We start from the raw sequence: 736 nt of genomic DNA, 5'->3' as shown, positions 1-736 counted from the left end.
CGATTTGACCGGCAGCCACCGACTTGCCACGAACAGTGACGAGGCTCTAGCGTGCCCGCATAACGAACAGCCCCCGCCAGGCGCTACCAACACCTGCGGGGGCTTGACCTACAAGATCGATCGGACTCGATCCCGTGGCTGAAGCCAAGCTTAGCCCTGCCCCTCAGCAGGCGCACGCGTCCCCGCACCCGATGGCCAACCCCGGCTACGGCAAGCGCTCGGCGCCGGACCAACTCCAGCGGAACAGGGGTGACTTCACGCATCTTCCGCCCCGCGAGGCGGCCATTGCGGCGTACATCGACCGCCTGCCGGAGGGCGCCGACATCTCGGTGAAGACACTGGCCAAGACACTCCCGTACGGCCAGTGCGCGCTGCGTACGGCTCTCAACCGCCTGCAGAACGCGGGGCACTTGAGGCGAGGCAGGGAACGTCTGGACTCGGAGGGGACCGGCCCCCGCTGGATCACCCGATCGTGGTTCTCCCGTACCGCCCGCGACGACGGATGGTGGGCCTCGTTCGCACGAGGCGACGTCACGGACCCCCCACCGAGGCAGACCCGCTCCCGAGCCCACATCCTGCTGGCCGCCCTGGGCCGCAAGACCCCGTCTCTGTCCCTCTCAGCCGCCGACTGCGCCAACCTGGCCCCGCTCCTGACGGAGTGGTTCACCCGCGGCGCCACCGACGACGCCATCCTCCGCGCCCTGACCGACGGCCTGCCCTCCCCCATCCACCACCC

General features: G+C 69.7%; 1 pseudogene. It reads left to right on the top strand.

What is annotated here, in order from left to right:
* Nucleotides 1-191: 191 nt before the first annotated feature.
* Nucleotides 192-736, top strand: a pseudogene (locus tag CCN33_RS28360) (hypothetical protein); the annotation flags it as partial.

It is taken from the genome of Streptomyces recifensis, assembly GCF_002154615.1.
GTDB lineage: Bacteria > Actinomycetota > Actinomycetes > Streptomycetales > Streptomycetaceae > Streptomyces > Streptomyces griseoluteus.
The sequence above is the reverse complement of the archived record's forward strand: the minus strand, read 5'-3'. Positions and strand labels throughout refer to the sequence as shown.